The organism is Candidatus Symbiobacter mobilis CR (assembly GCF_000477435.1).
GTDB classification, from domain to species: domain Bacteria; phylum Pseudomonadota; class Gammaproteobacteria; order Burkholderiales; family Burkholderiaceae_C; genus Rhodoferax; species Rhodoferax mobilis.
Genome location: NC_022576.1, coordinates 2814725 through 2839770, shown reverse-complemented (window position 1 = coordinate 2839770; position 25046 = coordinate 2814725). Strand labels below are relative to the sequence as shown.

17 protein-coding genes are annotated in these 25046 nt (G+C 60.6%); 11 read left to right on the top strand and 6 right to left on the bottom strand.

Annotated features, from left to right (window positions below; genetic code table 11):
* The first annotated feature begins 156 nt into the window (after nt 1-156).
* Complete coding sequence (locus tag CENROD_RS12740; protein WP_022776567.1) at nt 157-5949, top strand: PAS domain S-box protein; 5793 nt, start codon at nt 157-159, stop codon at nt 5947-5949.
* A gap of 4 nt (nt 5950-5953) precedes the next feature.
* On the top strand, nt 5954-6619 hold the full coding sequence (locus CENROD_RS11610; RefSeq protein WP_022776566.1) for a DUF4124 domain-containing protein: 666 nt from the start codon (nt 5954-5956) through the stop codon (nt 6617-6619).
* Nucleotides 6620-6644: 25 nt separating this feature from the next.
* On the opposite strand, the gene CENROD_RS11605 is transcribed toward CENROD_RS11610, so the two are convergent.
* Nucleotides 6645-7085 (bottom strand): type II toxin-antitoxin system RatA family toxin, encoded by a 441-nt coding sequence (locus CENROD_RS11605; RefSeq protein WP_022776565.1) that lies wholly within the window; start codon nt 7083-7085, stop codon nt 6645-6647.
* Nucleotides 7086-7143: 58 nt separating this feature from the next.
* Here CENROD_RS11605 and smpB point away from each other — a divergent pair, with 58 nt between their 5' ends.
* Entirely contained in the window at nt 7144-7626 is a 483-nt protein-coding gene (gene smpB, locus CENROD_RS11600; protein ID WP_022776564.1) for an SsrA-binding protein SmpB, read from the top strand.
* A 111-nt stretch (nt 7627-7737) separates the two neighbouring features.
* Here smpB and CENROD_RS11595 read toward each other — a convergent pair whose 3' ends face one another.
* From CENROD_RS11595 to CENROD_RS12735, 3 genes are all read right to left on the bottom strand, one after another.
* Nucleotides 7738-8427 carry a DUF484 family protein gene (locus CENROD_RS11595; protein WP_022776563.1) on the bottom strand — a complete coding sequence of 230 codons (690 nt, stop codon included), beginning with the start codon at nt 8425-8427 and terminating at the stop codon, nt 7738-7740.
* A gap of 175 nt (nt 8428-8602) precedes the next feature.
* Nucleotides 8603-9544 (bottom strand): diaminopimelate epimerase, encoded by a 942-nt coding sequence (dapF, locus tag CENROD_RS11590; protein ID WP_041194775.1) that lies wholly within the window; start codon nt 9542-9544, stop codon nt 8603-8605.
* 160 nt (nt 9545-9704) lie between these two features.
* Nucleotides 9705-10343, bottom strand: coding sequence for a PEP-CTERM sorting domain-containing protein (locus CENROD_RS12735; protein WP_022776561.1), 639 nt, complete (start codon nt 10341-10343; stop codon nt 9705-9707).
* 721 nt (nt 10344-11064) lie between these two features.
* Between CENROD_RS12735 and CENROD_RS12730 the strand changes: the two genes are divergently transcribed.
* On the top strand, nt 11065-12165 hold the full coding sequence (locus CENROD_RS12730) for a carbonic anhydrase (RefSeq protein WP_187292306.1): 1101 nt from the start codon (nt 11065-11067) through the stop codon (nt 12163-12165).
* On the opposite strand, the gene CENROD_RS11575 is transcribed toward CENROD_RS12730, so the two are convergent.
* Both CENROD_RS11575 and CENROD_RS11570 read right to left on the bottom strand, forming a co-directional pair.
* Entirely contained in the window at nt 12166-13521 is a 1356-nt protein-coding gene (locus CENROD_RS11575) for a sensor histidine kinase (RefSeq protein WP_022776559.1), read from the bottom strand. It abuts the gene before it with no gap.
* Nucleotides 13522-13524: 3 nt separating this feature from the next.
* Nucleotides 13525-14628, bottom strand: a complete 1104-nt coding sequence (locus CENROD_RS11570) for a cobalamin B12-binding domain-containing protein (RefSeq protein ID WP_022776558.1) — start codon at nt 14626-14628, stop codon at nt 13525-13527.
* 60 nt (nt 14629-14688) lie between these two features.
* Between CENROD_RS11570 and CENROD_RS11565 the strand changes: the two genes are divergently transcribed.
* From CENROD_RS11565 to CENROD_RS11535, 7 genes are all read left to right on the top strand, one after another.
* A complete protein-coding gene (locus tag CENROD_RS11565; RefSeq protein ID WP_151194630.1) occupies nt 14689-14880 on the top strand; it encodes a hypothetical protein in 192 nt (63 codons plus the stop codon).
* Nucleotides 14873-16042, top strand: a complete 1170-nt coding sequence (locus tag CENROD_RS11560) for an NAD(P)/FAD-dependent oxidoreductase (RefSeq protein ID WP_022776556.1) — start codon at nt 14873-14875, stop codon at nt 16040-16042. Before CENROD_RS11565 ends, CENROD_RS11560 begins: the two co-directional genes overlap by 8 nt.
* Nucleotides 16043-16131: 89 nt before the next feature.
* Nucleotides 16132-16656: a DUF4184 family protein gene (locus CENROD_RS11555; protein WP_041193595.1), complete on the top strand. Its 525-nt coding sequence runs from the start codon at nt 16132-16134 to the stop codon at nt 16654-16656.
* 230 nt (nt 16657-16886) lie between these two features.
* A complete protein-coding gene (locus CENROD_RS11550; protein WP_022776554.1) occupies nt 16887-19325 on the top strand; it encodes a type I restriction-modification system subunit M in 2439 nt (812 codons plus the stop codon).
* 41 nt (nt 19326-19366) lie between these two features.
* Nucleotides 19367-20746, top strand: coding sequence for a restriction endonuclease subunit S (locus tag CENROD_RS11545; protein WP_022776553.1), 1380 nt, complete (start codon nt 19367-19369; stop codon nt 20744-20746).
* A complete protein-coding gene (locus CENROD_RS11540) occupies nt 20733-21794 on the top strand; it encodes a PDDEXK nuclease domain-containing protein (RefSeq protein WP_022776552.1) in 1062 nt (353 codons plus the stop codon). The genes CENROD_RS11545 and CENROD_RS11540 overlap by 14 nt, the downstream gene beginning before the upstream one ends.
* Nucleotides 21791-24916, top strand: coding sequence for a type I restriction endonuclease subunit R (locus CENROD_RS11535; protein WP_022776551.1), 3126 nt, complete (start codon nt 21791-21793; stop codon nt 24914-24916). Before CENROD_RS11540 ends, CENROD_RS11535 begins: the two co-directional genes overlap by 4 nt.
* The last annotated feature ends 130 nt before the right edge of the window (nt 24917-25046 follow it).

Sequence of the window (25046 nt, the reverse complement as noted above, 5' to 3'; positions counted from 1 at the left end):
TAGGGCTGCCGGGCTACCGGTGGAATTTCTCGGGGCTTTGGGATGTACGCCCCCCACGCCCCTCTATGCCGCCCACGCCCCCCCACGCCGCCATTTGGGGGATTTGGTGTACTTTGACATGGCAGCAATGACGCAATGCGTCCAAAAAAATCAATCATGGCCTACACAAAACCCAACGCCGCCTCTGACGACGCGACAGCGCCGCAGCCTATTCCCGTTGATAGACGGCCTTCGTCCTTTGCCGACCGATTTCATACGGAAACAACTGCATGGTTGGTATTGGCTGTTTCCTTGCTGATTACCTTGTTTAGTTGGTGGTTTGCATCCGACTATGTGGAGAAGCGCGCCCAAGATCGATACCAATATGAAGTACGTCAAGCGCAGGATGCCATCCTCCGGCGCATGACCGAATATGAGCAAGTACTGCGAGGGGGGTTGGGGCTATTTCTGAGCAGCGACAACATCGATCGCAATAAATGGCGCAAGTACGTCAACCATCTCCAAATCGATGCCTACTGGCCAGGCATTCAAGGAATCGGATATTCCGTCATGGTTCCTGCGGACAAACAAGAAGCATTGGTTCGATCGATACGCAAAGAGGGATTCCCGGATTTCCACATCCACCCCCAAGGAGTGCGGGAGAGATACAGCAGCATCATTTACCTGGAACCCTTCGACTGGCGTAACAAACGCGCTTTTGGGTATGACATGTTTTCCGAACCCACGCGACATGCCGCCATGTGCCAGGCTCGCGATAGCGGAAAGCCCGCCGTATCCGGCAAAGTCACGTTGATACAGGAAACATCCAAGGATGTTCAAGCCGGTTTTCTGATGTATCTGCCGCATTACCGCAACGGCGCCGATGTGAATACCCCGGAGCAACGTCGTGCGGCGCTCATCGGGTTCGTCTACAGCCCGTTCCGCGCCAAGGATCTCATGGAAGGCATCCTGGGCAAACAACCCCCGCTCATCGATTTCAGAATCTACGATGGCCCCGTGCCAGCCGAGGACAGCCTGCTCTATGCCTCGCCTTCCAGCCGTGCCGCAAAACTGCCTGGCCCCCACTACACATCAGAAGAGCGCATCGCGCTACCTGGCCGAACCTGGACCGTTCGATTCCATAGCAGCACGGAGCTGGAACGCGAGTTGCAAAACCTCCAGCCGACGCTCATCGGCTTGGGTGGTCTGATCATCGACCTCCTGCTTTTCGAAGTGATCTGGTCACTTTCGGCGCACCGCAAGCACATCCTCCGCACAGCCCAACAGCTTCAGGCATCCGAGCGCGACTTGAGCTTGCAGGCCGAACGCTCCAAGGCATTGCTCGCCTTGCCCGTTCTCGCCGACGAACTGAACCAAACCGAATTCATGCAGGCAAGCTTGGACTTCGCCGAGAAACTGACGGGCAGTTGCATCGGTTTCATGCACTTCGTGTACGACGACCAAGACAACATCGAATTGAGCACCTGGTCGCAGCGAACGCGCAACAGCTATTGCCAAGCGGCCTATGACAAGCACTACCCGGTCAGCCAAGCCGGCATCTGGGCCGATGCCATCAGAACCGGCAAACCCTTGGTCATCAATGATTACGCCTCGGCCGAAGGCAAACGCGGACTACCGACAGGTCATGCCGCGTTGCTGCGCCTGCTGAGCGTCCCCGTGATCGAAAACGGGAAGGTCGTCATGTTGGCCGGTGTGGGCAATCGACCCGACCCCTACACCGAGCAAGACGTGCAGACCGTGCAATTGATCATCAATGCGGTATGGCGCATCGTTCATCAGCGCCGTGTCCAGGCCAGTTTTCGCTCGCTATCCAGAGCGGTGGAACAAAGCCCGGAAAACATCATCATCACGGATACGGAAGCCCGCATTGAGTACGTCAACAAGGCCTTCGAGGAAGTGACGGGATACAGCCTTGCCGAAGTGCGTGGCCAGAATCCGCGCATCCTCCAGTCGGGCAAGACGCCTGCAACCACCTACGAAGCACTGTGGGCGGCTTTGACGGATGGCTGCTCCTGGCAAGGCGAAATGTGCAACCGGAGCAAGGATGGACGCGAGATCGTCTTGCACGTCGTCATCTCCCCGCTGAAAGACGAACAAGGTTTGATCACACGCTACGTCGCCGTCGAACAGGATATTACGCAGCGAAAAATTGCGGAACAAGCGCTGCGAGACAGCCAGAACCGCTTGCAACTGGCCACCAAGGCGGCCGATATCGGTATCTGTGTTTGGGATTTCGCCAACGACACGCTCACCTGGGACGAGCGCTTGGCAGAGCTGTACCAAATTCCCGACGAGGTACAGCAAAGCGGCCGCTACTACGCATTCTGGCGCTCGCGCTGCCATCCAGACGACATCGAACGCGCAGAACGGGAACTGGGCGCGGCGGTGCGTGGTGATACGCCTTATGACAGCGGATTCCGCATCGTGCTGCCAGACGGAACGATGCGGCACATCCAAGCGGCAGCCACGGTGGACAGGGATGAGTCTGGCCAACCCTTGCGCATGGTGTGCATCCATCGCGACCTGACGGAACAGAAGCAGACAGAATTGTCGCTACGGAGCCAGGAAACCAGATTCCGCGCCTTGTTCGAATCGTCGCGCGATGCCATCTCCATTCACGATGGACTGCTCTTCATCGATTGCAATGCCGCCGCTATGCAATTGTTGGGCGCGACAGATCGCAGCCAAGTGGTGGGCCACTGTCTTCCAGAATTTTCTGCACCAGACCCCAACGACTCCAGGCCGCCGACGGAGCGTGCATTCGCAAAAGTGCAGGCGGCGATGGCGGGGGTTCCGCAGTTTTTTGAATGGCCGACCCGCAGGCTCGATGCAACGGAAATCCTGCTCGACATGCAGTTGGTGCCATTCGAGATCGAGGGACAAACCTTTCTCCAAGCCATTGCCCGCGATATCACAGAGCGAAAACGGATGGAGCAGGCCCTCAGCGATAGCGAGGCCCAATTCCGGCAATTGTTTGAAACGAATCACTCGGTGATGTTGATCATCGAGCCAGATTCCGGCCAGATCGTCGCAGCCAACCATGCAGCCGCTTTGTACTATGGTTACTCGAAAGAGCAACTCACCCAGATGTCGATCAACGACATCAACACGCTACCGGCCGATAAGCTTGCCAAAGAACGAGAGCGTGCTGTTCGCGAGCAATCCAAATACTTCCACTTTCAACACCGTCTTGCTTCTGGCGCAATTCGCGATGTCGAAATCTATGTCACCCCGGTGCCCGTTCATGGAAAGCGCATGCTGTATGCCATCGTTCATGACGTCACCGACCGCATCGAAGCCGAAAATTCCCTCAAGATTGCGCACAAGGAAATCGCCTCGCGCAACAGCTTGTTACAGCAATTGCTGGATACCGTCAGCGTAGGCATCTTTCTTGTCGATTCCCAGGGCGTAATCACCATGGCGAATAATCGCATGGGGGAACTGTTCCACCTTCCTGCGAAGGAAATGGTTGGCATGGAATATATTGATTTGATCCATCCTTCCGAGCGGGAAATGGGCCGCCAAAGCATGTTGGCCTTGCTGAACAGTGAGATTCCGATGATCGACCTCGAACGACTGTATTGGCGTTCTGATCAATCGCAGTTCTGGGGCAACCTGACGGGACGCCGTTGGGGAAGCCAAAGCGGAGAAGAACTGGGTTTGGTCGGGTCGATCGCAGACATTACCCGTCGCAAGGAAGCAGAAGCAACGCTGTTGCAAGCCAAGGAAGCCGCCGAAGCCGCCAACCGCTCGAAATCCAGCTTCCTGGCCAACATGAGCCACGAGATCCGCACGCCGATGAACGCGGTGATGGGTCTGACACAACTGCTGCTGGACACCGAGCTGAACCTGCGCCAGCGCGACTATGTATCGAAGCTGAGCAACTCCGCACGCTCGCTTTTGGACATCCTCAACGACATCCTGGACTACTCGAAGATCGAGGCCGGCAAGCTCGACCTGGAGGAGGTCGATTTCGAGGTCACGGAGATTCTGGAGGACACCACCGGCCTTTTCCATCTGGCAGCGGACGACAAGAGCCTCGAACTGGTCTTCGATGTCGCCCCGGATATCCCCCCGGTATTGGTAGGTGACCCCCTGCGCTTCAAGCAAATCCTCAACAATCTGCTCGGCAACGCCATCAAGTTCACCCAAAAGGGCCACGTCCGTCTATCGATGAAGCAGCTTGCGCAACAGGGCGACGACGTGACCTTGCATGTTGCAGTCTGCGACACAGGCATCGGCATGACATCCGAGCAAGTCGGCAAGCTGTTCCAGCCTTTCGAGCAGGCCGACACCTCCACCACGCGCAAGTATGGTGGCACAGGACTGGGCTTGACCATCGCCAAAACCCTGATCGAACTCATGGACGGCGCCATCACTGTCCACAGCGAACTAGGACGCGGAACCACTTTTGCCTTCACCGTGCGGCTCAAGGCTTCGGCCACGCCCACACGGCAACGCACAGCCACCAGCCTGCGCGGTATGCGCACCCTGATCGTGGATGATCAGGATGTCGCATGCAACGCATTGAAAAACATCCTTACAGCCTGGTCGTTCGACGCCGATGTCGCCCATGCGGGTGACGAGGGCCTGCAAAAAGCCCTGGCTGCCTTGCGCAACGGGTGTCCCTACGAATTACTCCTCGTGGACTGGACGCTGCCAGGCCTCGATAGCGTCGAACTGGCCCGCCAGTTGCGGGCAGCAGAAGCCCAAACCATCCCCAATACATGGCACGCTATCGTGGTCATGGTCACGGCATGCAGCCGCCAAGAGGCGCAGAAAGCCACCCACGAGGTTCGGTTCGACGCGATCCTGGACAAGCCGGTGATCCCTTCACAGCTCTTCGATTGCATAGCAGGGCTGCAAAACGGCAGGCTGGTTCCAGACACGCTACAGCAATGGAACGATTTGCGACATGCCCGCAACCAGATGCAGGCGATTCACTCTGCCAACGTCCTGCTCGTGGAAGACAACCCAACCAATCGGATGGTCGCGACCGAGATGCTCGAAAAACTCGGGTTGCACGTCGCCACGGCCAACAATGGCTTCGAGGCCGTGGACAAAGCGTCAGCCCGCAGTTACGACGCCATCCTGATGGATTTGCAAATGCCGGAAATGGATGGCATTGAGGCGACGCGACGCATCCGCGACCTATCGCAGTGCAAGAACGTCCCCATCATCGCCATGACTGCGGCAGCCATGCTGGCCGACCGCCAAGCCAGTCAAGCCGCCGGCATGAACGACTTCCTATCGAAACCTATCGATATCGCCGAGCTGACTGCCATGCTGTTGCGCTGGATTCCGCCCACCGCACGCCAAAGGGAGACTGTGCCACCGACCTCACCCTCCCCTGCGCAGGGGGTTCCCTTCGACGCGCCTGGTCTCCTGCTTTCGGAGGCAATCCTACGCATGGGGGGCGACTGGAGTATGTTGCGCCGTGTGGTCGAAGGATTCGCGCAGGATTTTGCCGACAGCGCCAGGGCCCTGGATGCGTATCTCGCCCAAGGCTGTTGGCCCGATGCCCGTCGCCTGGTGCATACGATCAAGGGCATGGCCAAATCGATTGGCGCGAATGCCCTCCACGACCAAGCCCAACTCATGGAAACCGAGCTGGGGGCACAACAATGCACGTCGTGCCCTCGCTTCCAAGAGGAGCTTGCCATAACGCTCGCGGCCATTGCGGGCCTTCCGCCCATCGAATCTGCAGCCACCGGCGAAGTGGATGCCTCCCGGATCGAAGCCATTCTGGGCGATCTGCACAAGAGCCTGGCTCGCTCCGCATTCATTCAGCCGAAGCTGATGGAGGAATTGGCATGCGGTCTGACTGGCAGGCCAGCGCTGGCTCTGTACAGTACGCTAAAAAAACAGATCAATGCCTTCGATTACCAGACCGCCCGTGACACCCTGACCGAACTGGCCGCCGTTTGCCAGATTCGTCTAGAGGAATGACCCCGTGACGACCCCAGCCAACTCCGACAGCCCGACGACCCTCACCGGTGACGACTGCCCCAATACAACGAATGGCCTTTGGGGGATCACCATCGTTCCTATGCGAAAGCACGGTGTACCCATGAAGAAAAACACGAGCCATACCGCCATGAAGCATATCCTGATGCATCCACGTCTTCTCGCCATCGGGCTGTGCCTGGTGGCTCTGCCTGCGCTGTCCCAATGGGTGTGGACGAACCAGGATGGGCGCAAGGTATTTAGCGACCGACCGCCACCCATCGACGTGCCGGAGCAAAACATCTTGCGTCGCCCAGGCAATGCACCGGCTCCAACGTCTGACGAGGGCCTGGATGCCCCGGCAGAAGGCCACGCAAGCGCCCCAGTACCCAAGCCTGCCGCCAGCAAGGCATCGGGGGTGGACCCCACCCTGGCCGCACGCAAGGCCAAGGTCGAACAGGCTCAGGCCTTGCAGCAGCGGGCAGAAGAAGAGCGTTTGGCGCAGGCCCGTGCCCGAAACTGCGCGCGAGCGCGAGAAGCCCGCGTGATGCTGACAACCGGAACGCGCCTGACCCGCAGGAACGCGCAAGGCGAGAAGGTGTTCCTGGACGACGCAGCCCGCACGCAGGAGCTATCGCATATCGACAGCGTCATTGCTTCGGAATGCAAGTAAGAGGTCCAACAGCAAGGACTGGTTCTTATTCGCCATACACCTCACGAGCGCGGCGAACGAAAGCATCGACCATGGTGGCCGCCACCTTGTCGAACATCGGGCCAATCAATAGCCCAAAGGTTCTTTCGAAGCCGTAGGTCAATACCAGCTCGACTTTGCATGCCCGGCGCTGGCCATCCCCCACCGGGTGAAAGTTCCAGTGCCCTTCCAGCCTCGAAAACGGGCCGCGCACCAAATGCATGGCCACTTGGCGATCTTCCACGTGTCTGTTGCGGGTCACGAAGCTCTGGCGCAACCCGGCAAAGGAAATGCCGATCTCTGCCGTCATCCCCTCTGGTTCCTGCGTGACGACGCGGGCATGGTCGCACCAAGGGAGGAATCGCGGGTAGCTGTCCACATCCGTCACCAGCCGATACATCTCAGCCGGGCTGTACCAGATCAGAACGGACTTGTGGACGGTCTTCATACAATGGTTTTGCTCCAAGAAATTGTAGTGACCTGCTTTTTTTGCGCAGCCTCTCTCTATGGCCAAGCACTCTGCCCCCCCTTCCCGCATCGTCGACAACAAAAAAGCCCCGTTCCAGTACTTTTTCGAGGAACGTTTCGAGGCCGGTATCGTCCTGCAAGGGTGGGAAGTCAAATCCCTGCGCGCAGGCAAAGTGCAGTTGACGGATGGCTATGTGGTGCTGCGCCAAGGGGAACTGTTCACGATCGGCTTACAGATCAACCCCCTGGGAACGGCATCGACCCACGTACAACCAGAGAAGGCACGTACCCGCAAGCTGCTGATGCACAAGGCCGAGATTCGTCGGCTGATCGGCAAGGTCGAGCAAAAAGGCTACACCCTCGTTCCCACGCGCCTGTACTGGAAGGACGGCAAGGTGAAATGCGAGGTAGCCCTGGCCAAAGGCAAGGCCGAACACGACAAACGCAACACCATTGCGGATCGCGAAGGGAAACGGGAAGTCGAACGCGCCATGAAGCATCGCTTGCGCGGCAGTTCCTGACATTGCCGTAACAGGGTTGCGACCGCCGCACCGCGCTCGGCTACCTTCAACCCAGCTAGTCCATGAGACGCACCTTCGGTGCTGTTTGCGTGCAGGCGGCGCTTTCCCGACTCAGCGCAGACGAGATAGCGCAGCGCCAACCAAGGCAGCCACCCCGGCGAGCAGGCTGGTGTCCATCGCGCCGTGAAAGCGGTGGGTGTCTGCGCTCCCCAGCACCAGCAGGCCAAAAGACGGGCTGGATGCGGCTTTTTTCCAGTCCGGGGCATTTTTCCAGTCTGGCCCCTCTTCGTTGTCTCCTGCACGCAAGGGCAGGACGGCTATGGAGGCAGCGGCATGGGGGTCATGCAGCCACTGGGTGACTTCCAACCCTGTATTCGGGCCGCAGTAGGGTTCGGTCAGAGAAGCTGCCAGCAGCCGTGCGTTGTCACCCACATCCTGGGCAAAGGCGCAGACGGCGAATTCCGGGCGCAGATCCCACAGCTTGACGCAAGCCTGTGCCACATCCAGGCGTTTCTTGCTCTCTTCGACGATCCACTGCGGCAAGGAGTGTTCGTCGCGATGGCCAAACATCGCGCACGCCCAGTGCAGCAAATCCTGCCACGCCACTACGCGATCATCCGACGCATGCTGCAAGTCGAATACGCGGCGTTCGAGCAAGCGGATTCGCAGCCCCTGCCGCCGCAGCGCCCCAGCCGTGGCCACGCCGGGGGCATCCGCTTCCCCCGGCATCAATGCCTGGGGGTGGCGCAAAAAGAATTCTGGGCTGGATTGCAGATATGCAGCAATCTCCGCTTCCGTCATGGCCGGGGTACACGCAGGCGTAGCGTTCGCAGTTGCAGTGGCTTTCGTATTCGTATTCGTATTCGTATTCGGCACGGTATTCGGTCGAGAGGGCAGTCAGGAATGCAGAGGGCGGTGCGGGTCAGCTAACGGCTAACGGCTAACGGCACGGAGTATGACGGGGAGTGCGGCGCGCTTAGGGGGCAGTCAGCAAATCGTCGGAGATGTCGATTTCCCCCCGAAAAACGAACACCGCTGGCCCGGTCAACCACACGGGGGTGTCTGCCCCATCCCACCGCACGGTCAGCGCACCGCCTCGCATGGCTACGTCCACTTCGGCATCGAGCCACCCGGCGCGAACCCCCGCGACCACTGCAGCGCAGGCCCCGGTGCCGCACGCCAGCGTCTCCCCCGCCCCACGTTCATACACACGCAAGCGAACATGGCTCCGGTCGATCACCTGCAAAAAGCCAGCGTTGACCCGCCGGGGAAAACGGGGATGGTTTTCGATCAACGGGCCCCACAAGGCCACTGGAGCCGTTTCCACATCGTCGACCCGGAGCACGGCGTGGGGGTTCCCCATCGAGAGCACGCACACCCATGCCGGTTCCGATACCGATTCCCACGCTGATTTCCATGCCGGTTCCGATGCCCGTTCCCGCGCCGATTTTTGGGCAGCGCCCCAAGCCAACGGCCATTGTTCCCACGTTCCGCAGGGCCGGGCGCGCACTCCATCCACATCAAAGGGCACCTGCCCCAACGCAAACATCGGCGGCCCCATATCGACCCGCACACGGCCATCGGCCACCAGCGTGGGTTCGATCACCCCGGCCCGAGTCCAGACTCGGAGGACGTTTTTGTCCGTCAACCCCGCATCGCGCACATAGCGGGCAAAGCAGCGTGCCCCGTTCCCGCATTGCTCGACCTCTCCCCCGTCGGCATTGTGGATGTGGTACGCAAAATCGACCCCGGGTTCGGGCGCTGGCCGCACCGTCAGGATTTGGTCTGCCCCTACGCCAAACCGCCGGTCTGCCAGAAAGCGGTACGCAGCAGCCGTCAACCCCAGGCGGGATCGGGTTTCGTCGAGCACGATGAAATCGTTGCCCGCTCCGTGCATCTTGGCAAAGGAAAGTCGCATAGTCGCCAAAATGGCCCCCATCAAACAGCCATCAAGCTGGGAGGGAACCACCAATAGAAAAGGGGGCCTTAGCCCCCCTAACTTGCTTGGCCCGGCACACCGGGCTCCATGGCCACCCAAAAAGGTGCAACCTCAGGTTAGTACGCAGCAGCCCTACCGCTTACGCACGGGCAGCGCGCCTGCGCACCGCCACCCCCAGCACCCCCAGACCGGCGAGCAACATCGCCAGCGATTCGGGTTCGGGGACGGGAGTTACGGACGTTGCAGCGAAATACCCAGCGTGGGAAAGATCACTGTGCGAACCCTTGTGATCCACTACTCCAGTATTGTCATATCGCAAGGATGCGATACCGCCGCTGACCGCACTGCCGTCAAAGGCGTACAGGCTGAAAGAATTGCCTTGCTTGAGGCCCAGCACAAACAACCCCGTTTGCGGCGCGTCAAACTGGATCAGCCCGGTATCAACCGCTCCCACGTTTTCCAGGAATGGGTTCCCTGCATCAGCAAACGCTTCGCTGCTGTAGTACGCACCGAGTTGCAGCCCCAAGCCTGCTGACGCGGCAGCGCGGATGGCATCAAACTGGTTGTCGATATTCCCTGCGAACGCACCCAAGCACCCTGTGAAACCACCATTGCCCGTGGTCACGTCAGAATCGCTGCAGTACACACTGCTCAGAGGGTTCAAGACATTAGTATCGGTATCAGCAGGTTTGACTGCATAAGCTGCCGATGCCAGCAAGGTCATCGCCAAAGCACCGCCGAGCATCGTACGAAAAGTGGAGGTCAAGACGTTTTGCATGATAAATCTCTCAGGATAGGAAAAAAGTCAGAAAAAAATTCGGAAATACTGCGTACAGGAGGAAGCGAACCCAGGACACATCCGTCAAATACGCCTCACATGGCACCCGCTATACATGGCACCATAGTATGTACAAAGGTGACAAATGTTACAGGTTGTTGCAAGGTGTACCACCCAAAACGTGCGCTACATCACAGTAGCATCGTACCACCCGGGGTAGCCCGCCCCGCACGGCTTGGTTTTCTCCCACCCAAGCCAGCGCGGTCATCACGACATCCATCGCTCCTACAACGGGCAAAGAATCCTTGCGCCGATCGCAGAGAAAGGGAAATTGCTGTGGTTTGCCATGGCAGACAAGATAGGTACGTACCTGAGCAAAGCGGGAAAGGGGATGGGGGCGAAGGAAACGGCCACGACTTTCCTGATGCGCAACGTCTACGCAAAGCCCTGGCTGTTTTTTTGGCTTTTGGCGCCAGGCTACCCGTGCCAGAATGGATTGACAGGGCTTGTGATCCCTTGGCTCCCCGCCCTATCCCGCCACGCCCGTGCGTGCAGGCCCATTCGTACCCCGCCATTCGTACGCTGCCATTCGTACCCTGCCTATGGCAGCGAGTGCTGCATCCCTTCTCCCTGCGGACTATCACGTCCCCCACTTCTTATGCGTTGCTGCCTCACTCCCCCTTCTGGCCCCGATGCCCTGACCTTGGTTCGCACTCGCCCCATGACACGCAAGTGGGGCTTGTTCCCAGCCGCACTCATGCTGGCCTGTTCCGCCGCCCTTGCAGCAGACCACGCGCCCGGCGCGCATGTCCCCGTCCCCGCCGCGCACGGCAAGGTGGCTGCTGCGCCCAAGCCTGCTGCGCATGGATCGGCTACCGGGAGTGGGCTGACCGATGACATTGAGCGTGCGCTCAAGGAACAACACATCGAGAAAAAACGGCTCACACTGGTCATCACGGAACCCCCTCCTCCCCCGCCAAGGCCCGCGCCTGCCATGGCGCACCCCGCAGCCGCCAAGGCAAAGCACGCCCCGCGCCCAGCAGTGGCCAATACCGGACACAACGGCCACCCAGTACCCTCCACCAATGCTCCGTATGGGCACGCAGCCCCGGTGGAACACGGCGCACATGGCCACGGCGATGTACATTGGTCGTATTCCGGCGACACGGGGCCCCATGCCTGGGGTCGACTCAAGCCCGAATTTGCCACCTGCGCAACGGGCAAACGCCAAGCCCCGATCAACATTGAAACTTCTTCCACCCTGCTAGGACCGGCGGAACCGTTGCAATTCGACTACCACCCATCTGGCGGCACAGTTACCAACAATGGGCACTCTATCCAGGTCGATGTGTATGGGGAAAACATCCTGGTTGTGCGTGGAGTGGCCTATCGCCTGATTCAGTTCCATTTCCACGCACCTTCGGAAGAGCAGATCAATTTCCGCAGCTTCCCGATGGTTGCGCACCTGGTACACAAGAGTGCTGACGACCGCCTGGCTGTCATCGCCGTACTACTCGATCAGGGCACAGCCAATCCCCTGATTGACAAGGTCTGGACTTACATGCCGCTGGACATGGGCGATACGGTACGGATGCCGCAGGATATCGTCGATGTCAACGAGCTGCTTCCCAAGGATCGGCGCTACTACCAGTTTCTGGGGTCACTCACTACCCCCCCTTGCACCGAAGGCGTGCTGTGGATGGTGCTCAAACAGGCCACGACCCTGAGCCGCGAACAGATTCGGATGTTCCAGCAGCTCTACCCCCAAAACGCCCGGCCCGTGCAGCCCCTGAACGGACGGGTGGTGCGGGACGCGCAATGATCATCGCTTGGCGCTGGAGCCTTCGCCGCTGCATCCCTCGCCGCTACGGCGCACCGGCAGAATCACCCGAAACACCGAGCCTTTGCCTGGCTCGCTGTCCACTTCGATGCGCCCCCCGTGGGCAGTGACGACCCCCAGCGACGCAGACAACCCCAGCCCCGTTCCCTTGCCGATGGGCCGCGTCGTGTAAAACGGGTCGAAGATATGTTTGCGCTGCTCGGCGTCCATGCCCTTGCCGGTGTCGGCAACTTCCACGCATACTTCCTCGCCCGCCTCTCCCATCGTTCTGGTGCGGAGGAAGATGGTTCCCCTACCGTCGATGGCAGCGCAGGCGTTGGCAAGCAATTGCAGAAAAACCTGGTTGAGCTGGGAAGGAACGCACTGCACCCGGGGAATGTCCCCAAACTCTTTGGCCAACACACAACGCCCCCCGACCTGGTTCCAGACGACTTCCAGCATGCTGTCGATCCCAGTGTGGAGGTCGGCTTCGATCCATTCCGTGGCGATGTCGATGCCCGCAAAATCCCGCAGGGAGCGAACGATGCGTGCGATGCGATCCAGCCCGGCGATGGATTCTGCGATGAGTGGGGGGATGTCCTCGCGCAGAAAGTCCAGATCGACGCAGGCGCAGCATTCCCGCACAGAGTCCATCGCAGCCACTGCATCCGTTCCCTTCGCCACAGCCGCTTCGCAGCCATCGACCACGGAAAACAGCTCTTGCACGTAGTCTTGCAGCGCAGCGCAGTGGGACTTGAGAAACCCCACCGGGTTGTTGATCTCGTGCGCCACCCCTGCGGCCAGCAGCCCGATCGATGCGAGCTTTTCCGACTGCACGAGCTGATCTTGCGCCATGGAGAGCTTGTCGTTGGCGTGCTGTAGCGCCTGTACGGACTGTTCTAGCGCTTGCTTGTTCTGCTTGAGCTGGAAGTTGCTGCGCGCCAATTCCATCTGGGTACGCGCATAGTCTTGGTTGAGCTGCAAGACGGTGTCGGTCACGCGCTCCAGTTCCTCGATATCGAATTCGGCAAGCAAAAACAATCCTTGCTGTGCGCCTTGCTGCAACGCTTGCGGACAGCGAGTCACCACCGACCGCAGCGTTCTTGTCGTTCCATCGATGTCCCCGAAGGTCAACAGCCCCCGGTACACCTCAGCGCCCGGTTCCCCACCCAGGCTGCGCAAGGTGGAAAAGTCCGGTTGCACGAAGAACCGCGCAACATCCGAACCGTGCGCAGGCGGCTCCACGGTCGGGAGCAATCGGTATAGCCCTGCGTTGGCTTCGATGAGGGCGCCGTCCTGGCTCACGACCAGCGCAACGACACCCAGCAGCTCTTGCAACGCGGTGGGTATGCCTCCCACTTGCTAGGTACCCTGCCCTATCACGATCCGCTGCGCTTGCACCATCTGCTGCGCTTGCTCGACGGCAGCCTGCGCATCGATACCCTGGGCATCGGCTCCCATGGCGTCGGCCAAGGCGCCAAAGCGGTTGATCGCCAACCCGCCGATCATCACCGGAGGGCGTTCCTTGCCCATTGTTTCCTGCAATTTGCAGATTACTTGCCGTGCCACGCGCAGATGCTGGGGGAAAGACACCGACAACCCCACGAGATGCGGCCGGTATTCCGGCACATGCGCCACCAAGGCCGCAGTGGGAACATTGGCGCCCAGATACTGCACCTGCCACCCTGCCAGCGAAAAGGCGTCCGACACCATCGACAACCCCACGGCATGGTGGTTGCCTTCGACACAGGCCAACAGCACCCGCCTGTCCGTCAGCGAAGGAGGGGCCGAGCGAACAAGCCCAAAAGTCATCACCATCTGCACGATGGCCGTAGCCATGTGCTCTTGCGCGACCGAAATCTCGTTGCGCTGCCATTTGTCTCCAATGGCGTAGAGGGCGGGCTGGATCACATGCATCTCGACATCGACGAGGCTGCACCCCTCGTCCATCATCGTGTTCAACACCGCCATGGCTGCGCCCTGGTCCCCCTTGAGCAAGGCGCGCTCGAAGTCCTGGGCCTGCGACCATGCGGGCTGGGTACATTGCGGAGCCACCATGCTGCGGCCCGCAGCCAAAAACCCTTTTTTGACTTGCGCCAACGCCCCTGCGACCACCGCGCCAGCCGGGGGTTCCATGTGCTGGGCAAAAAACTCCCCCAACCAGTCGAGCGACTGCGCAAGGTGCTCGCTGGGTACCGAGCGCGAGGACAGCACGCTATCGAGCCAAACCAGATAATCGACCATCGGTTGAATCAGCCCGAACTCCAGCACCGGACGCAAGAATTCCAGGTGAAAGTGCAGATCATCCCGGCACGATGCCCGCCCGCTCGCACCAAACCGTTCATAGGCGGCGGCGTGGGTCTCGTAGAAGCGCTGGATCACCGCCAAGACAGCCTCATCCTGCATCGCAAGAAAGCGCTGCAAGCCTTGTGCATCCAAGGTGAGCAATGCTGCGTCGGGCGCCATGGCGAACCTCCTGACGAAATGGGGAATCAACGGGGAATAACTGCCATGATCAGGAAAGTCATGGCAGTTTCCCTCACCCCCCAGCCCCTCTCCCGTTGGGCGAGGGGGGGCTTCGAGAAGCCGCTTCGCGACTTGCACCGTAACAAGAGGGAAAACGGCATGATAGAGGAAGCCTTTCTGCCCCATTCCGTGCCACAGGTAGCCAACACCGTTTCCGCGATCTGCGCGATACACGACCCGTACCATGACTGAACGGGTGGACTGTGTCGTTGTCGGGGCGGGTGTCGTCGGCCTTGCCGTAGCCCGTGCGCTGGCGATCTCTGGCAGGGAAGTGCTAGTGCTCGAAGCCTGCGCGGCCATCGGCACCCAAACGAGCGCACGCAATAGCGAAGTCCTCCACGCCGGCATCCATTACCCAACGGGTTCGCGCAAGGCGCAATGGTGCGTTGCCGGTAGCGTGGCGCTGTATGACTACTGCGCGGCGCGGGGGGTGGCCCATCGTCGCTGCGGCAAACTCGTCGTCGCGCAAAACGAAGAGCAGTCCCATGCTCTGCAAGCACAGCAACGCCAGGCACACGCCAACGGCGCACACCGCGTGCAGTTGCTCGATCGGGAATCCGCCCTGGCGCTGGAACCCGGCTTGCGCTGCTCTAGCGCGTTGTGGTCTCCCGATACCGGCATCGTCGATAGCCATGGCCTGATGCTTGCGTTGTGCGGCGACCTCGAACACGCTGGCGGCAGCATCGTGCTGCGCACCCCTGTCCAGCATGGGCGTTGCGCTGCGGGGGGAGTGGAGCTACTAACCGGCGACGGGGTGCGGCTGCACTGCCAAACCGTCGTGAACGCCGCAGGGGTACACGCTCCGGCCTTGGCACGGCATATTGACGGCCCACACCAGCGGCATATCCCTACTGCGCGGTACGCCAAGGGCAACTACTTCACGTTGGCGGGCAAGGCCCCGTTCTCCCATTTGATCTACCCGGTTCCCGAACGCCACGGGCTGGGGGTGCATCTGACCCTCGACCTGGCCGGACAGGCGCGCTTTGGGCCTGATGTCGAATGGGTCGATTCCCCCGATGCCCTGGATGTCGATCCCCATCGCGCAGAGGGCTTCTACGCTGCGATACGCCAATACTGGCCAGCGCTGCCCGATGGCGCGCTGCTCCCCGGCTACGCTGGCATCCGCCCCAAGATCGAAGGCCCTGCCGGATTGCTGACGGATTTCCTCATCCAAGGCCCCCAAGAGCACGGTGCAGCGGGGCTGGTGCATCTCTACGGCATCGAATCCCCGGGGTTGACGAGCTGCCTGGCGATTGCCGAGCATGTCGAGCGCATGGCGGTTTCCCTCACCCCCAGCCCCTCTCCCGCTGGGCGAGGGGAGCTTCGAGAAGCCACTTCGCGACTTGCAGAGTAACCGTCAGCCCTACCCATCCAAGCCCATGCTGGGTACGATGCATTGCTCCGTTTTTCTTTCCTCGTCTTTCCTGTCGGCCCTGCATCATCATGCCATTCACTCCTCTCCACATGGGGCCGGGCTTGGCCCTCAAAGCCTTGTTGGGCGGGCGTTGCAGCCTGGGCGCCTTTGCGGTGGCGCAGGTTGCCATGGATATCGAACCCCTGGTGGGGATGCTCCGGGGCGCGGAAATATTGCACGGCACCACACATACCGTCTGGGCTGCGTTGCTGATCGCCGCGCTGGTGGCGCCCGCCACGCCATGGCTGGCAGGGCCTTTCGTCCGACGATGGAACCGGGAACTGCTGCACTACCACCTGCCCTGGCTGATCGAGCCCGAGACGTTCTCCTCCGGTGCGGTGGTGTGTGGCGCATTGCTGGGCACCTTGACCCACCTTGCGTTGGATAGCGTGATGCACGCCGACATGCATCCCCTGGCCCCTTGGACGGCTTCCAACCCTTGGATGGGGGCGATGTCCATTCCGACGCTGCACACCTTGTGCCTGTTATCGGGCGTGGTGGGCATGGTGGTGTACGTGCTCCGGGCGCGGTTCCTCCATCGAACGCACCAATAACTGCCACGACTTTGCACTGATGCCCTGCATCAGGAAAGTCATGGCGGTTCCCTCCCCCCCAGCCCCTACCGTATGCACACATTTTTTTCGCCCCTACCGCCGCCATTGCGCATATCCCTGGCATCGCTCTGGATTCCCGCCTTCGCGGGCATGACGGACTGTGGAACCATCCCCATCGTTGTAGGGGCACCCCTTGCGGGTACACATTCAAGGCTCTAAGGAACGCATCAATGCAGAAGAAACAACAACAAGACCAAAGCCAGATCAAGTGGATTTCCGACTTCATCTGGAACATTGCCGACGACCGCCTGCGCGATGTCTATGTGCGCGGCAAGTACCGCGACGTGATCCTGCCCTTCATCGTGCTGCGGCGGCTTGATGCCGTGCTCGAAGCCACCAAGGGCGCGGTGCTGGAGCGCAAGAAATTTCTCAACACCCACAAGGTAGCCGAGCAGGACAGCGCGCTGCGCATGGCGGCAGGCCAGGCCTTCTACAACGTCTCGGAATTCACCCTGGCCAAGCTGAAGGCCAGCGCGGCAGGGCAGCGCCTGCGCGATGACTTCATTGCGTATCTGGACGGCTTCTCGCCCAACGTGCAAGAAATCCTCACCAAGTTCAACTTCCGCAACCAGATCCAGAAGCTGGTGGATTCCCACGTCCTCGGCTACCTGATCGAGGACTTCCTCGACCCCGAGGTCAATCTCGCACCGCTGCCGGTGAAGGATGCTGATGGCCGTATCAAGCTGCCCGCGCTCGACAACCACGGTATGGGCACGGTGTTCGAGGAGCTGATCCGCCGCTTCAACGAAGAAAACAACGAAGAGGCAGGCGAGCACTTCACCCCGCGCGACGTGGTGCAGCTCATGGCCAAGCTGCTGTTTTTGCCGGTGGCCGAGTGCATCGAGTCCAGCGCCTATTGGCTCTACGACGGCTCCTGCGGCACCGGCGGCATGTTGACCGTGGCAGAAGAAGCGTTGCACGAGCTGGCCGAACAGCACGGCAAGGAAGTGTCGATCCACCTGTTCGGGCAGGAGATCAGCGACGAAACCTATGCCATCTGCAAGGCCGACCTGCTCTTGAAGGGCGAAGGCGCAGAGGCCGAGAACATCGTCGGCGGCGCGGACAAATCCACCCTGTCCGCCGACCAGTTCCGCAGCCGCAAATTCGATTTCATGATCTCCAACCCGCCCTACGGCAAGAGTTGGAAGACCGATCTGGACCGCATGGGCGGCAAGAAAGAATTCAACGACCCGCGCTTCATCGTCAGCCACGCGGGCAATGCCGAGTTCAAGCTCCTCACCCGTTCCAGCGATGGGCAGCTCATGTTCCAGGTGAATAAGCTTCAAAAGATGAAGCACGGAACAAAGCTGGGAAGCCGCATCGCGCTGGTACACAACGGCTCGGCGCTTTTCACCGGCGACGCGGGCCAGGGTGAGAGCAACATCCGCCGCTGGGTGCTGGAGAACGACTGGCTCGAAGCCATCATCGCCCTGCCGCTCAACATCTTCTACAACACCGGCATCGCCACCTACATCTGGGTGCTGGCCAACAAGAAGGCCGAAGCGCGCCGTGGCAAAGTGCAGTTGATCGACGCATCGCAGTGGTTCCAGCCGCTGCGCCGCAACCTCGGCAAGAAGAACTGCGAACTGAGCGAGGCCGACATTGCCCGCATCCTCGACCTTTACCTCCCCTCTCCCGCCGGGAGAGGGGCCGGGGGTGAGGGTTCGGTCTCGCCGGAATCCGCCCAAGAATGCGAACAGAGCAAATGGTTCGACACCCAGGACTTCGGCTACTGGAAGATCACCGTCGAGCGCCCGCTGCGCCTGAAAAGCCAGCTCTCCGACGAGCGCATCGAGCCGCTGCGTTTTGCCTCCGGCGACGAGGTGCTGCGCGCCGAGATCTACGCCACCCACGGCGAGGCGCTCTACAGCGAGTTCGCCAAGCGCAAACCGGCCATCGAGGCGTGGCTGAAAGGCGAGGACGAAGACGACGACAGCGAAGACAGCAGTGACGACAACATCGGCGGCGACGACAGCGAAGCCCCCGCCGCCCGCAAAGCCGTGCCCGCCAAGCGCCGCAAGAAGCTGCTCGACGCGACCACGTGGCAGCGCGACAAGGCGTTGATGGATGTGGCGCGACGGGCGCAAAAGGCACTGGGCAGCGCCGTGTTCGACGACCACAATGCATTCCGCTCCCGCTTCGATGCTGCCCTGCAGGCGCAGGGCGACAAGCTCGGCGCGCCGGAGAAGAAGGCCATCTACAAGGCAGTGAGCTGGCGCGACGAAGCTGCGCCGCCGGTCGTCGCCAAGCGTAGCAAGCTCAAGGCGGGTGAGCATTTCAAGCCTGGCTTCGATGGCGTGTACCTGGAGACCGTGGGCAAGGATCGCTTCATGGTCGAGTACGAACCCGACAGCGTGCTGCGCGATACCGAGCAGGTGCCGTTATCGGCCCCGGGCGGCATCAATGCCTTCTTCGCCCGCGAAGTGCTGCCGCACGCGCCGGATGCCTGGATCGCCACGGACAAGACCCAGATCGGCTACGAGATTTCGTTCGCCCGCTACTTCTACAAGCCCGCGCCGTTGCGCACGCTGGAAGAAATCCGTGCTGACATCCTCGCGCTGGAGCAGCAGAGCGAGGGTTTGCTGCACAAGATCGTGGGGGGCGCGTGATGGCGGTGGCGAGCGCGTATCCGAATTACCGGCAGCCGAAGATGCGCTGGTTGCCTGCTGTGCCGGAACACTGGAACGAGCAACGCGCCAAGACCTTCTTTCGCGAAGTGGATGAGCGCTCGAAGACCGGTCAGGAAGAACTGCTGTCGGTGTCGCATCTGACGGGCATCACGCCGCGCAGCCAGAAGAATGTGACGATGTTCAAGGCTGCGAGCTACGTCGGCTCCAAGCTATGCCGTCCCGGCGACATCGTTATCAACACGCTGTGGGCGTGGATGGCGGCGCTGGGCGCGAGCAGGCACGTGGGCATCGTCAGTCCCGCTTATGGCGTATATCGCCCGCACCGTGCGGACAGCTTCAATCCGGCATATCTCGATTACCTGCTTCGCACCCGTGCCTACGTTGCCGAATACATCGGGCGCTCGACCGGCATCCGGTCCTCGCGCCTACGCTTGTATCCGAACCAGTTTCTTGACATCGCGCTGTTACAACCGCCACACCCCGAGCAAGACCAAATCGTCGCCTACCTGCGCGTGCAAGACGCGCACATTGCCCGATTCATCAAGGCCAAACGAGACCTGATCAAGCTGCTGACCGAACAGAAGCTGCGCATCATCGACCACGCCGTCACGCACGGCCTCGATCCTTCCGTCACGCTGAAGCCTTCCGGCATCGAATGGCTGGGCGAGGTGCCGGAGCATTGGGAAGTGGTCTTCATCAAGCACGTCGTGGACGTGCGCTTCAGCGGTGTGGACAAGCACTCCCATGACGACGAAACGCCGGTTCGCCTTTGCAACTACACCGACGTTTACAAGAACGACCGCATCACGGGTGATATGGACTTGATGCGCGCCACAGCAACTAGGGCGGAAATCGCTCGCCTGACGCTGAAAGCGGGCGATGTCATTCTGACCAAGGATTCCGAAACGCCAGACGATATCGGCGTGCCCGCGTGGGTGCCGGAGGATTTGCCCGGCGTGGTTTGCGCTTACCACCTTGGCCTGCTGCGCCCCGAACCAGATCGCGTGTTGGGCGAGTTCCTGTTTCTCGCCATCGGCTCGACGCGCACTGCGCAGCAGTTCCATGTTCTGGCCACCGGTGTCACGCGCTTCGCGCTCGGCAAGCACGATGTGAAGAACACTGTCATTGCGTTGCCGCCTGTCTCCGAACAGCAAGCCCTCTGCCGCTGTATCACCAACGAATGCCAACCACTGGACGACACCATCGCCCGCACAGAAGAAGAAATCAAGCTGATCCGCGAATACCGCGACCGCCTGATTGCCGATGTGGTCACCGGCCAACTGGACGTGCGCGGCTGGCAACCCGGCCCGGAGTATGTGGTGACCGAAGAAGAATTGGCCGCGCTAGGCGGCGACGAAGCAATCGATACCGATGGGGAGGAAGAGGATGGCAACGACTGACAAGGCCGCGAACGCCGTCGCCCTGCCCACATCCGGCGATCTGCTCGCCACGGTATCCGGCCTGATCGAGGAAGCCCGCCGCACCCTGGTGCGCCAGGCCAACAGCACCACGGTGCTGCTGTTCTGGCGCATCGGGCAACGGGTCAACAGCGACATCCTGAACCACCAGCGGGCGGAATACGGCCAGAAGATCGTGTCGACGCTGGCGACAGAATTGAGCGCCAGCTACGGGCGTAGCTTCGAAGCCCGCAACCTGCGCCGCATGATGCAATTTGCCGAGCAGTTTCCGGACTTCGGGATTGTGTCGCCGCTGGCGACAAAATTGAGCTGGTCACATGTGATCGAGGTGTTGCCGCTCAAGACACCCGAGGCCCGCCTGTTCTACCTCCACGAGGCGGCAAGCCGCCAGTTGGGCAAGCGTGCTCTGCGAGAACTCATCGCCCGCAAGACTTTCGAGCGCAAGGAGATCGCCAATGCGCAACTCTCTGAAGCCTGCGCCATCCCGCTCGACACCTTCAAGGACCCGTATCTGCTGGACGTGCTCGGGCTGCACGACGGCTACCTGGAGACTGACCTCGAAGCGGCCATCCTGCGCCAGTTGGAAGACTTCATCCTGGAACTGGGCGGTGGCTTTGCGTTTGTCGAGCGCCAGAAGCGAATGATCATCGACGGCGAGGATTTTTACCTCGACCTGCTTTTTTTTCATCGCCGCCTGAAGCGGCTGGTGGCCGTGGAGCTAAAGATCGGCAAGTTTGAGGCCGCGCACAAGGGGCAGATGGAGTTGTACCTTGGCTGGCTCAACCGCTACGAGCGCCAGGAGGGTGAAAACGCACCAATCGGCTTGATCCTTTGCGCAGAAAAAAGCCGGGAGCAGATTGAGCTGATGCAACTGGACAAAGACAGCATCATGGTGGCCGAATACTGGACGGTCTTCCCCGAGCGGCCCGTATTCGAGCAAAAAATCCATGCCCTGATGCAAAGTGCGAGGGAACAGGTCGCCCGCCGCAAGACCTTGTTGCCACACCCGAAGAAGGAAGACGAGACATGAAGCCCACCGACACCAGTGAAAAAGGGCTGGAACAGTTGATCGTGCGCCATCTGGCAGGTATCAGCGAACACCCTCAGACAGAGGATTCGCTGGCGGAGGAGGCGGAGGCTGTGTATCCCCCCGGCGGCTATGTACTGGGCCGTGCAGCGGACTACAACCGCGACGTGGCGCTGGATGTGGCGCAACTGCTGGCCTTCTTGCAGGCCACCCAGCCCAAGGCGGTGGACACGTTGGAACTGACGGCAGACGGCATCCAACGCACCCAGTTTTTGCACCGCCTGCAGGGCGAGATTACCAAGCGCGGCGTGGTGGACGTGCTGCGCAAGGGCGTGAGCCACGGGCCGATACATGTCGATCTCTACAAGCTGCTGCCCACGCCGGGCAATGCCGCCGCAGCGGATGCCTTCGGCAAGAACATCTTTAGCGTCACCCGGCAGGTGCGCTACAGCAACAGTACTGGCAACGACGGCGGCAACGAGTTGGACATGGTGATCTTCATCAACGGCTTGCCGGTGCTGACTTTCGAGTTGAAAAACTCGCTGACCAAGCAGACCTTGGCCGATGCCATCGTCCAGTACCAGACTACGCGCAGCCCGCAGGAGCTGCTGTTTCAGTTGGGCCGTTGCGTGGCGCACTTCGCGGTCGATGACGTGGAGGTGGCGTTCTGCACCGAGCTGAAGGGCAAAGCGTCGTGGTTCCTGCCGTTCAACCAGGGCTGGAACAGCGGCGCGGGCAACCCGCCGAACCCGGATGGTCTGAAGACCGATTACCTGTGGAAGCAGGTGCTGGCCCACGAGTCGCTGGCCAACATCATCGAAAGTTATGCGCAGATGGTGGAAGAGGAAGAAGCGGATGCCAGCGGCAAGAAACGCAAGAAGCGCAAGCAGATCTTCCCGCGCTTCCATCAGTTGCGCACGGTGCGCGCCCTGCTGCGCCGGGCCTATACCGACGGGGTGGGCAAGCGTTATCTGATCCAGCATTCGGCAGGCAGCGGCAAGAGCAACACAATTGCCTGGCTCGCGCACCAGTTGGTGGAGCTGCGCCGCAAGGACGACCCCGATGGTTCTACACCTTCGGCGCAGTTCGATTCCATCATCGTCATCACCGACCGGCGCGCGCTGGACACGCAGATCGCCCGCACCATCAAGGGTTACGACCACGTGGCGGCGATCTTCGGCCACTCCGACAACGCGCAGGAGCTGCGCGAGTACCTGCGCCGGGGCAAGAAGATCATCGTCACCACGGTGCAGAAGTTCCCGTGCATCCTTGATGAGCTGGACGACCTCTCCAGCAAAAATTTTGCTCTGTTGATCGACGAGGCGCATTCCAGCCAAGGCGGCAGAACCACCAATGAGATGCACCGCGTTCTGGGTGGTGAGGAAGCCTTCGAGGAGGATTCCACGCAGAATGCGGTCAACGCGGAAATCGAGAAGCGCATCGCCTCGCGCAAGCTTCTGGTCAACGCCAGCTACTTCGCATTCACTGCCACACCCAAGAACAAGACGCTGGAGTTGTTCGGCGAGAAGACCCTCGTCGGTGACAAGGTGCAATTCCGCTCGCCCGAAGAACTGACCTACACCACCAAGCAGGCGATCCAGGAGAAGTTCATCCTCGACGTAGTGGAGAACTACACCCCCTACGACAGCTTCTACCAAGTGGCCAAGACGGTGGCGGACGACCCGGAATTTGACAAGGTGAAGGCGCTGAAGAAAATCCGCCACTACGTCGAATCGCACGACAAGGCCATCCGCCGCAAGGCCGAGATCATGGTCGATCACTTCGTCGCACAGGTCGCGGGCAAGCAGAAGATCGGCGGCAAGGCGCGGGCCATGATCGTGTGCAACGGCATCGCACGGGCCATCGACTACTGGCACGAGGTGTCAGACTACCTCACGCAGATCAAGAGTCCGTACAAGGCCATCGTGGCGTACTCGGGTGACTTCGAGATTGACGGCAAGAAGGAGACCGAGGCCGATCTCAACGGGTTTCCGAGCAAGGACATTCCGGCCCATCTCAAACAAGACCCGTATCGCTTCCTAATCGTTGCCAACAAGTTCGTCACCGGCTTCGATGAGCCCTTGCTGCACACGATGTACGTGGACAAACCGCTGGCGGGCGTGCTGGCGGTGCAGACCCTGTCACGCCTGAACCGTGCGCACCCGCAAAAGCACGACACTTTCGTGCTCGACTTCGCCGACAACGCCGAGGCGGTCAAGGCGGCGTTCCAGGACTACTACCGCGCCACCATCCAGACCGGCGAAACCGATGCCAACAAGCTGCACGACCTGAAGGCCGAACTCGACGGGCAGCAGGTGTATAGCTGGCAGCAGGTGGAAGACTTGGTGGCGCTGTACCTGAGCGGCGCAGACCGGGACAAACTCGACCCCATCCTCGACGCTTGCGTAGCCGAATACGCCGACAAGCTCGGCGAGGACGATCAGGTCAAGTTCAAGGGTAAAGCCAAGGCCTTCATGCGTAGTTACGGCTTCCTTGCCGCGATCCTGAGCTACGGCCACCCGACGTGGGAAAAGCTGTCGATCTTCCTGAACTTTCTCATCCCCAAGCTGCCCGCTCCCAAAGAGGAAGACCTCTCCAAGGGGGTGCTGGAGACCATCGACATGGACAGCTACCGGGTGGAGGCGCAAGCGGCTCTGAAGATGGCGATGGCCGACACCGATGCCACGGTCGAGCCAGTACCACCGGGCGGCGGTGGCGGCAAGGGCGAGGCCGACATCGACAAGCTCTCCGCGATCATCAAGGCCTTCAACGACCTGTTCGGCAATATCGAGTGGAAGGACGAGGACAAGATCCGCAAGGTCATCGCCGAGGAGATCCCGGCGCGGGTGGCGCAGGACAAGGCGTACCAGAACGCGCAGGCGAACTCCGACAAGCAAAACGCCAAGCTGGAGCACGACAAGGCACTCAACCGCGTGGTGCTGGAGTTGTTGTCCGACCACACCGAGCTGTTCAAGCAGTTCAGCGACAACCCCAACTTCAAGCGCTGGCTGACGGACACGGTGTTCGATGCGACCTACCACCCAGGTGCGGTGCCGCAGAAGGCACCGCCGATTTGGGGAACATTCGGTCGGGATACGCAAACCCACCCCTTCCGAAGGGTGTGATGCAAAGTGATGTGGAGCTTGCCATGTCTGGTATAAGTTACCAAAATCATAGCGCTTTACGCAATTGGGACGGGCGTTAGAGGCCGATTTCTCAGAGGTAGTTTCAAGGGCTATAGGCCCATCAACCCTC